The following is an 8,376-nucleotide window of genomic DNA, read 5'->3' as shown; positions in this document are numbered from 1 at the left end:
TGTCCGTCGAGCGGAACCTATACCCTGGGTGTCCTTGGTGCAGATCCTACCTGCTCCGTCGGTACCGCTGCAGCAGTCTCACACGTCCTGCCGTAGGCTTAACTGGCTAACAAACCACAAACGCCCCCCAGAGCAAGTTGCTCTGGGGGGCGTTTTTTGCTTTAGAGTTCGCGCTGGATCTGGCGCATCTCGTAGCACTCGAAGATATCGCCCACTTGCAGCTCGTTGTAGCCACGCAGAGTGATGCCACACTCATAGCCCGTAGCCACTTCTCGCTGGTCGTCTTTGAAGCGCTTGAGCGTCTCAATGGGCCCTTCGTGAATCATGTCCTTGCCTCGGAAGACACGGACACTGGAGTTGCGTTTAATCACCCCATCAAGAACATAGGAGCCTGCAATGGAGCGATTTCCGGGCAGACGGAACATCTGTCGTAGCTCGGCCTTGCCGATAATGGCTTCCTCGTAGATCGGAGGAAGAAGCGCTAGCATGCCGTCTTTGACCGCATCAATCAGTTCGTAGATGATTGAGAAGATCTTGATCTGAACGTGCTCGGCCTCCGCCTTTTTCGTGGCATTACCCGCCATCCCGACATTGAAACCGACGATCATACAGTTCTTCGCGTCGGCCTGGTGGTCCGCGGAAGCGATCAGTACATCGCTATCGGAGATGGGGCCGACTCCTGCGGAGAGAACCCGCACCCGGACTTCGTCGTTACCCAGAGGCTCGACACTGTCTCGGATGGCTTGGACACTGCCCTGTACATCGGCCTTGATCACCAGGTTGAGTTCCTTGATGGGGCCCGACAGGAGCCGTGCGTAGAGCTGCTCCAGCGTGAGGTTGCCGTTAGACGTAAACCTCGCCTCGCGCATCCGGTCTCCACGGCGCTGAGCAAGGGCACGCGCCTCTTTCTCATCCTTGGCGACTTCGATGCGCTCACCTGCATCCGGCACCCCACCGAGGCCGATGATCTCTACCGGCGAGGAAGGCCCCGCTTTGACCAGCTTGGTTCCGCGCTCGTCGGTCATTCCGCGCACCTTGCCGAAGATGCCTCCGGCCACGACATTATCGCCCTGCCGCAGGGTTCCTTGCTGAACCAGAACCGTAGCGACTGTCCCGCGGCCTTTGTCCACTTTGGCCTCGATAATCGTGCCCTGCATCTTGGCGTGGGGATCCGCCTTGGGGTCTACCTCGATCTCCGTGACAAGCAGAATTGCTTCGAGCAGCTCGGGAATTCCCTGGCCAGTCTTGGCGGAGATATTGACGGTGGGAACCGTGCCTCCGTAGGCTTCCGGAACCAGCTCATAGCGCGTGAGATCCGTGAGAACCTTGTCCGGATTTGCATCAGGAAGATCACACTTGTTCACCGCGACAATAATAGGCACTTTTGCCTGAAGCGCCACTTGAATGGCCTCTTCGGTCTGGGGCATGACGGAGTCGTTGGCGGCAACGACAATAATCACAATGTCTGTCACCGACGTACCACGCTTGCGCATGGCGGAGAAGGCGGCGTGGCCCGGTGTGTCTAAGAAAGTGATGCGCTTGCCATCAATTTCGACCTGGTAGGCACCAATGTGTTGAGTGATCCCACCAGCCTCGGCATCAACAACGTGGGCCTTGCGCAGGAAATCCAACAGGCTGGTCTTGCCGTGGTCAACGTGCCCCATAATCGTCACCACAGGGGGACGAGGGACAGAGTCGGTGGGCTTGCCTTTGTTACTAAACGACTTGGGCGCAGACTGCGGACGGGCGGTGGCGCTGGGTTTCTCTGTGGGAGCTACTTTGGGCGCTGCGGCTGTTGCCGCGGGGGCTTCGGGAGCCTCCCCAATCACGACGGTCTTCCCGAGTTTTTTTGCGATTCTTTGCACCGCATCGGGCGCAAGCCTCTGGTTCAGTCCCGCGAGGACACCCATGCCCATCAGGACTTTTTGTACTTCACTGGGGCCAACCCCAAGCTTCTCCCCCAGCTCCTTGACGGTCACATTGACAGGGATGACAATGGTATCGCTCCCAGGGGCTGCTGTGGCTGTCTCCGCAGGGACGGCGAGAACCTCACGCGCTTTTGTTGCTGTGGTATCGTCCAGCTCTTGCGAGGGAGCAAACTTGCCCACTCCGGCCTTATCCAGACGACTGACGATCTCCTGATTGGAGATCCCTAATTCCTTGGCCAGTTCGAAAACTTTCACCGGCATCGCACACCTCTTTCCGCTTGCGCTCGCATGGAGCGCGGTCACGTCCTTATTCGTTCATGGGACGCTCCTCCGACAAATAGATTTTTTCTTCGGGGTGACACAGCAAAAAGGGCCCCTAGGGCCCCCTCACTGGTTCCAAACGAATATCATATCGCACTTTCAGGCGATATGGCAGCCCGGAGCGCTACCAGAATTTCCTCGGTGAGAGAAATCTTGAGAGAGCGCTCCAGTGCTTTGCGCTTTACGGCTAGCTCGATACACTCCGAGGTGGGGCAGAGATACGCGCCTCGCCCACTTTTTTTTCCCGTTGGGTCCAGCGCGATACCGGCACCCTCAGGAAGCCGCACGAGGCGCAGGAGCCCCCGCTTGCCACCTGCCGTCCGACACGCCACACAAGTGCGGATCGGCTGACGCTTTACAGGGGACATCCCCTACTCCTCGTCGTCAAAGTCAGCTAGGGTGATCGGCGGCAGATCCGCGCCCTCATCATCGGTGGGAGCCTCTATTGGAAGCGCTACCACGGCGGCAGGTGCCAGCCGGTCTTTGGCCATCTGCGACTCCGAGCGAATATCAATGCGCCAGCCCGTCAAGCGTGCTGCGAGCCGAACATTCTGTCCCGCCTTGCCAATGGCCAGAGAGAGCTGGTTATCCGGCACCACCACAAACGCTGATTTTTGTTCCTCATCCGCCTTCACCGACGCCACTTTCGCCGGAGAGAGCGCTTCGGTGATGAACAGACGGGTATCTTGCCCCCAGCGCACGATGTCCATCTTCTCGCCGCGTAGCTCGTCTACCACGGCCTGCACACGCTGGCCACGATGCCCGACGCAGGAGCCCACGGGATCCACACGCTCCTCTTTGGAAGTGACGGCGATCTTGCTGCGCTGACCCGCCTCGCGTGCCACGGACTTGATCGAGACCGTGCCATCCGCGATCTCGGGCACTTCCATCTCAAAAAGGCGGCGGATCAGGCTCGGGTGGGAGCGACTGACAATGACCTGCGGGCCTTTCGCCCCTTTACGGACATCCAGTACCAAAAAACGGAATCGCTCGTTGTGGCGGTAGTTCTCGCTCTCAACTTGCTCTTTCTCAGGAAGAATCGCCTCGATCTTACCTAAATTGATGATGACATTGCGGCCCTCACGGCGGAACACCGTGCCGGTCATTAGCTCGCCCTGGCGCTGGTCAAACTCATTGAAGATCTTGTCGCGCTCCGCCTCACGGATACGCTGGACAACCACCTGCTTGGCGGTCTGGGCGGCGATCCGGCTCATGCGCTCCATGTCCTTGTCGCTCAGGCGATCCTCGACGATCATCCCTAGCTCGACCTTGGCATTGTGGCTGGTACGCGCCTCCGTTAAGCTGATCTCGGCATGAGGACTGACGACACTCTCAACGACCGTGCGGCGGCGGAAATAGATAGGGGTCTTGTTGGGGACATTCTCAAGCCGCAGGCTAACATCATGGTCCACGCCCAGTGTCTTTTTATACGCCGTGGACATTGCCGCCTCCAGCGCCTGCCAGAGGGTGTCGAACGGGATGTCCTTCTCGCGCTCGATCTGGCGCAGTGCCTCTATAAATTCCGCGTTCATCTTCGGTCGTCTCCCTCCACAGAGTAGATTTACGGCACAGAATAAAAAAAGCGCGCCGTTGGGCTCGCTTTCTGATTGCGCCTGATGTCAGTTATGAAGTGCTAGCGCACTCCACGATTGCATAATTAGTCTATCATATTCCTGATTCTCCGCGCAACGGCACCCCTCGTTTTTTCGCGTTTGTTTCGCGTTTTCGTTACGGTGTGGGTTCCGTGCCGCTCTTGCCTCCCGGCTCGCCTAGGCTCGCCACCCTCCGGCTTCGCGAAGGGTTAAAGTAACGAAACCCACGCCCCGTTTTACCTTCTTCGCGAAGCCGGAGAGGGTCGCCGTCTCAGCGGCGGGGAGAGGTAGTTCCTAGTTCTGCGTCGCGGCGGGCTGTGTGCGTGGCGGGACGATCTTACCGTCTGCGATGTCGTGGTAGGCTTGCAGTGCGGCGGCTTTGACGGGGTCTTTGACCAGCGGGAATGTGCTGAGAATGTGCTTGAACTCGTCCTCGGTGAGGTTGTAGAGATGCGCGACAATGCCGTCTATCTCCGCGCGGAGGACAGCACGCTCGGCGGGGTCGGTGACTCCGTTGGCGTGGGTGCCAAGTCCAACTTCGGCGGCGAGATCGTCGAATTCAGGGGTGGTGCAGATGAGTTTGGCCGCTCGATTGACGAGAAGGGAGAACCAGGGATCGGATGTAGTCAAACGAGGAACAAACATCGCATACACAAAATGAAAGTTAATTGTCGTAGTTACTCTATTCCTAAGCTCCCAATCACAAATAAAACTATTCAAAATAGAGCATAGTAATAACTGCTCAAAATACGAAATAATTCGCTCTCCACTTTCACTAAACTGCTTTAGTGTTGGAAATTTGTTGCCATGAAAAGCAGGAGGCATGATTGACGAAATCATTGTCCTTTCATCAGTATTACGTGCAATATCTCTAAATCCAAGACGATAATATTGATAGTCTAATTTTTGACCATTATCAGTTTCATTTTGTTTTATAAGATTAGCACGAGCTTCTTTTTCAATAATCCAATATTTTGGTTTTGCAAAACTTGCAGTAAATTGATGAATCATCTTTCCTTCATAAAGCGGAAAACAATTTGGTGCGGATGTTGTCTTAAAAAGATAGCTATCGGTAGTCATATTAAATTCTGAAGTTAAACTAAGATTCCAAGTGTCTTGAATTTGCTCACCCAAACGTGGATACGTTGCTAATTTTTCGGCAATTATGGCATCTATTTCACTCTTGAATTCAGGAATGGAAAGCGAGTCAGGTGAGAGGCGTTTGATGGTTTCAACGGAAAGAGTTAGGGCACCACGTTTTGGAAACTCTACTAGCTCACTAACTTCGTGTCGCATAAAGGCTGTGGGAAAAGATTCTGTATGACCTTCTTTATCAAAGCTGAGAACGACAAACTTAAAGCGGCTATCTACTCCTTCAAAGATCATCTTTCTATTTTCAAAACAGAAAAGACCTGTAATGATAGTTTCACTAAAAAGCATTTCACGAAGTTGTTTTGCACCTAAATCGGTATAAATACCACTTGGTATAACAATGCCGCATTGACCACCATTACGTAGTAGATTAAATGATTGTTCTGTAAAATAAGAATATAAATTAATTTTTGAGCCAACATTTTTTCCATTTACTTTAGAAATTTGATTTTTATATTGCGGAGAGTTTTTATAATACTGCGAAACAAATGAAAATCGACTCGCATAATCTAACCATGTTTTTTTAAATTCATCATCTTTCATAAGATTAGAAAACTGTGTTTTCCAATCTTCAATACGAATTTTATTTTTTTGAATTGTGTCATCATATTCAGATGCAAACTCTTTTTCATCAGTTTGAAATACATCCCAAGGCGGATTGGTGATAATAGCATCGAAGCCGCCGCGTCCGTGGATGATCTCGTCGAACTCATAGCCCCAGTGGAACGGCTCCAGTGCTTCTACATCGGCGACGGTGACGGCTCGCTTAGTGGGTTTTCCTTCCTGGTTCTTGGCATCGTCCCAGGTCGCTTGCTCGTACTTAATTCTCAGGTCGCGGAAGTTATCGGTCAGAATCGCATTGAGAATGGGACGCGCCTCGGCTTTCTTGTCCTCAATCTCCTTACGCAGCGCCTGCAACTGATCGGTGTAGCCCGACGCGCTCTGGTAGTTGCGGATAGCGAGGTTCTTCTCGCTTAAAAGCTCCTTGTACGACTTGGCAAAAAGATCACCCACGCCGTAGCGGTCGTTGAAAGTTTGGTCATTGACGTGCATCAGGCCAATCAGCGAGTTGCCCGAGAGCAAGTTGAAGTCAATATTAGGCAGTGGTTCTAAATCATCCACGGTGCGCGCCGACGCCACCAGGGCCAGAAACAGACGCAGCTTGGCGATCTCGATAGACTCCGGCATGATGTCCACGCCATAAAGGTTCTTGGTGATGATCTCGCGCTTGATATGATACGGTAGCGACTTATGATTTTGGTGCACGTCTGCCAGCCACCTATCCAGACCCCGGTCGTTGAGAAACGGAATACGCCCTGTGACGGCACTGTACACATTGATGAGGGTCTTCATCGCCGCCACCAAAAACGCACCCGAGCCGCAGGCCGGATCGAGTAGCGACAGGCGCGGCAAGATCACTTCCAGGAGTTCCTTACAGAGTGGCGCGTCTAAGTTCAGCAGTAGCTCGGAAAGACTGTCGTAGTGCCGCCCCTTCGTAATGCCCGGCAGGGCGGGCTGATGAACCTTGTCGAGAATCAAGCGGTGGATAGTCTGCTCACACAGGTACTCCGTGATCTCCGGGCGGGTGTAGTAGGCACCAAACGCCTTCTGGTTAATGTACTTCTCAAAGATATACCCCAGCGTATCGGGGCTGATTTCATCGGCGCGGCCCCCCGGTGTATCATCGAGCTGCCACGAGTACCGCGCAAACAACCCCTTAGGCTCCTCGCTAGAAAGCAGCTCCACAAAAGCCTGATCAGGGATGCGAATACTGGGGTTCTCTTCCTCGATAGTATGCCGCAGAAACAGCCCGCCGTTCAGGTAGGGAATCTCCCCCACCAGCGAGCGTGCCGGTTCAGGCCGCTTTTCTTTCGGCTTGGCAAACCCCTCAAAAAACAGCGCCTTGAGAAAAACCTCGTAGTAGGCGTAGCCCTCCGTAAACCCCCCCGAGTCACTCACTGCAATCGGCAAAGACCCCACGCCGCGTAGCTTTTCCTGTAAATACCCCCGGTTATCGTTATCCAGAAAGCCCTTGGACTGCAAGAAGTACACAAACATCAGCCGATGGAGTAGCACCGACGCGTACCAGCGCCGCTGCCGAGGATCATCAATCCCTTCGATCTGGTCAATCAGCTTGCTATGCTGTTCTTTGAACTCCCCAAAGAACTTCTTAGTGACACGTTCCACATCCAGCGCACTCTGGAGCCGCCGCGCCGCCTCCGCCACACTCACATCGCCACGTGCATCTAGCTCGCTGATGTCCACCACCATCGCCGAGAGCTTGGCGAGAAACAAATCCCCCGGCACGCCTTTGAGGAGCAGATGCTCACGCGGATAGCTCTTCTTGCCGTCGCGCTTCACCCAGTACCAGAGGCTCTGTGTGCGTGCCGCGTCCACGAAGATCAGCAAGTTCTCATGGTGCCGCTTGCTCACCTCTTTATGGAGCACTACGCGTGTCTTCGCATCGGGAATAGACCCACTCTCCGCCTGCACTTCGAGCACCATCACGCCCCCTAAGTGAGCAATGCGCCTCAGTGTGTAGGAAATCTCCTCCACCATGAGTGACTCCGACAGCGGCGCGGAAGGGTTCAGCCAGCCTAATTCTTCCATAAAGAGCCGCGTGAATAAAAACGACTCCAGCAAGTCTCTCGCATTCAGTGCGTTGAGTATCGCCATGATCAAAAATTCTTTCTACAGGTAGTGTAAGACATTCTCATTGTGGTGTGATTTATTCTTTCGAGGGGACAAGTCCCTCTCGCTAGGCGCTTCGCGGGTCGTCCTCACGGACGAGTAAGACGAGTTCCCGCACCCGTGAGGGTGCCCGGCGATAGCCCTCAGCGAGAGGGACTTGTCCCCTCGAATACAAGTCAGCAGTCACAAGTTCTCCAACCGCGTGAGCCACTCATTAAAGTGTGGGCATTTCTCCCGTATCGCCGTGATTCCAATTCGTTCCGCCACTTTGACGCCAATATTTGTTTTCAGTTTGTCGTATTGTTTAAATTGTTCCTCGATACGCTTTGAAGGTGCTGTTTTTTGTCCCTGATTAATTTCTTCCGGTGAAGTGAACAAAGAAGCTTGTTGAACAAGATTTGCGATTTTAATTTGTTCATGGTCTTCTACAAACTCCCAGTCTAGTTGCTGAATATCTGTAAATAACAAAGCTTCGTATTCGTGTAGTACAATAAAAGGTATAAAATTATATAATTCTTTGTATTTTTTGTGCAATCTTTTAATATTTCCACTTCAATAGAGCTAACTCGATCCCACGGATTTGTTATTTTTAGTGAATCGCGTACGGGTACATTCCCCGGAGCTTGCTCCGCGTCCGCATGGAATGCTGAGCCAACGCGAATGGTTGTTTTGCTCTTGAGCAGCCTACGCCT

Annotated in this window: 5 protein-coding genes; all 5 read right to left on the bottom strand. The window is 53.2% G+C overall.

Annotated elements, in window-relative coordinates; genetic code table 11:
- Window positions 1-161: 161 nt before the first annotated feature.
- The 5 genes from infB to ACH2EH_RS22605 all read right to left on the bottom strand — a co-directional run bounded on the left by infB (window position 162) and on the right by ACH2EH_RS22605 (window position 8,218).
- Complete coding sequence (gene infB / locus ACH2EH_RS22625) at window positions 162-2,189, bottom strand: translation initiation factor IF-2 (RefSeq protein WP_395145313.1); 2,028 nt, start codon at window positions 2,187-2,189, stop codon at window positions 162-164.
- A gap of 146 nt (window positions 2,190-2,335) precedes the next feature.
- On the bottom strand, window positions 2,336-2,617 hold the full coding sequence (rnpM, locus tag ACH2EH_RS22620; protein ID WP_395145311.1) for an RNase P modulator RnpM: 282 nt from the start codon (window positions 2,615-2,617) through the stop codon (window positions 2,336-2,338).
- Between the two features lie 3 nt (window positions 2,618-2,620).
- The gene (nusA, locus tag ACH2EH_RS22615) at window positions 2,621-3,781 is read right to left on the bottom strand and encodes a transcription termination factor NusA (protein ID WP_395145309.1); all 1,161 of its coding nucleotides are present in this window, start codon (window positions 3,779-3,781) and stop codon (window positions 2,621-2,623) included.
- 354 nt (window positions 3,782-4,135) lie between these two features.
- Window positions 4,136-7,669: an Eco57I restriction-modification methylase domain-containing protein gene (locus ACH2EH_RS22610; RefSeq protein ID WP_395145308.1), complete on the bottom strand. Its 3,534-nt coding sequence runs from the start codon at window positions 7,667-7,669 to the stop codon at window positions 4,136-4,138.
- Window positions 7,670-7,867: 198 nt separating this feature from the next.
- Complete coding sequence (locus ACH2EH_RS22605; RefSeq protein ID WP_395145306.1) at window positions 7,868-8,218, bottom strand: DUF4276 family protein; 351 nt, start codon at window positions 8,216-8,218, stop codon at window positions 7,868-7,870.
- Window positions 8,219-8,376 lie beyond the last annotated feature (158 nt).

Source organism: Armatimonas sp. (genome assembly GCF_043760365.1).
Classification (GTDB): domain Bacteria; phylum Armatimonadota; class Armatimonadia; order Armatimonadales; family Armatimonadaceae; genus Armatimonas.
Note: the sequence above shows the minus strand (reverse complement) of the source record. Positions and strands in the feature narration are given on the sequence as shown.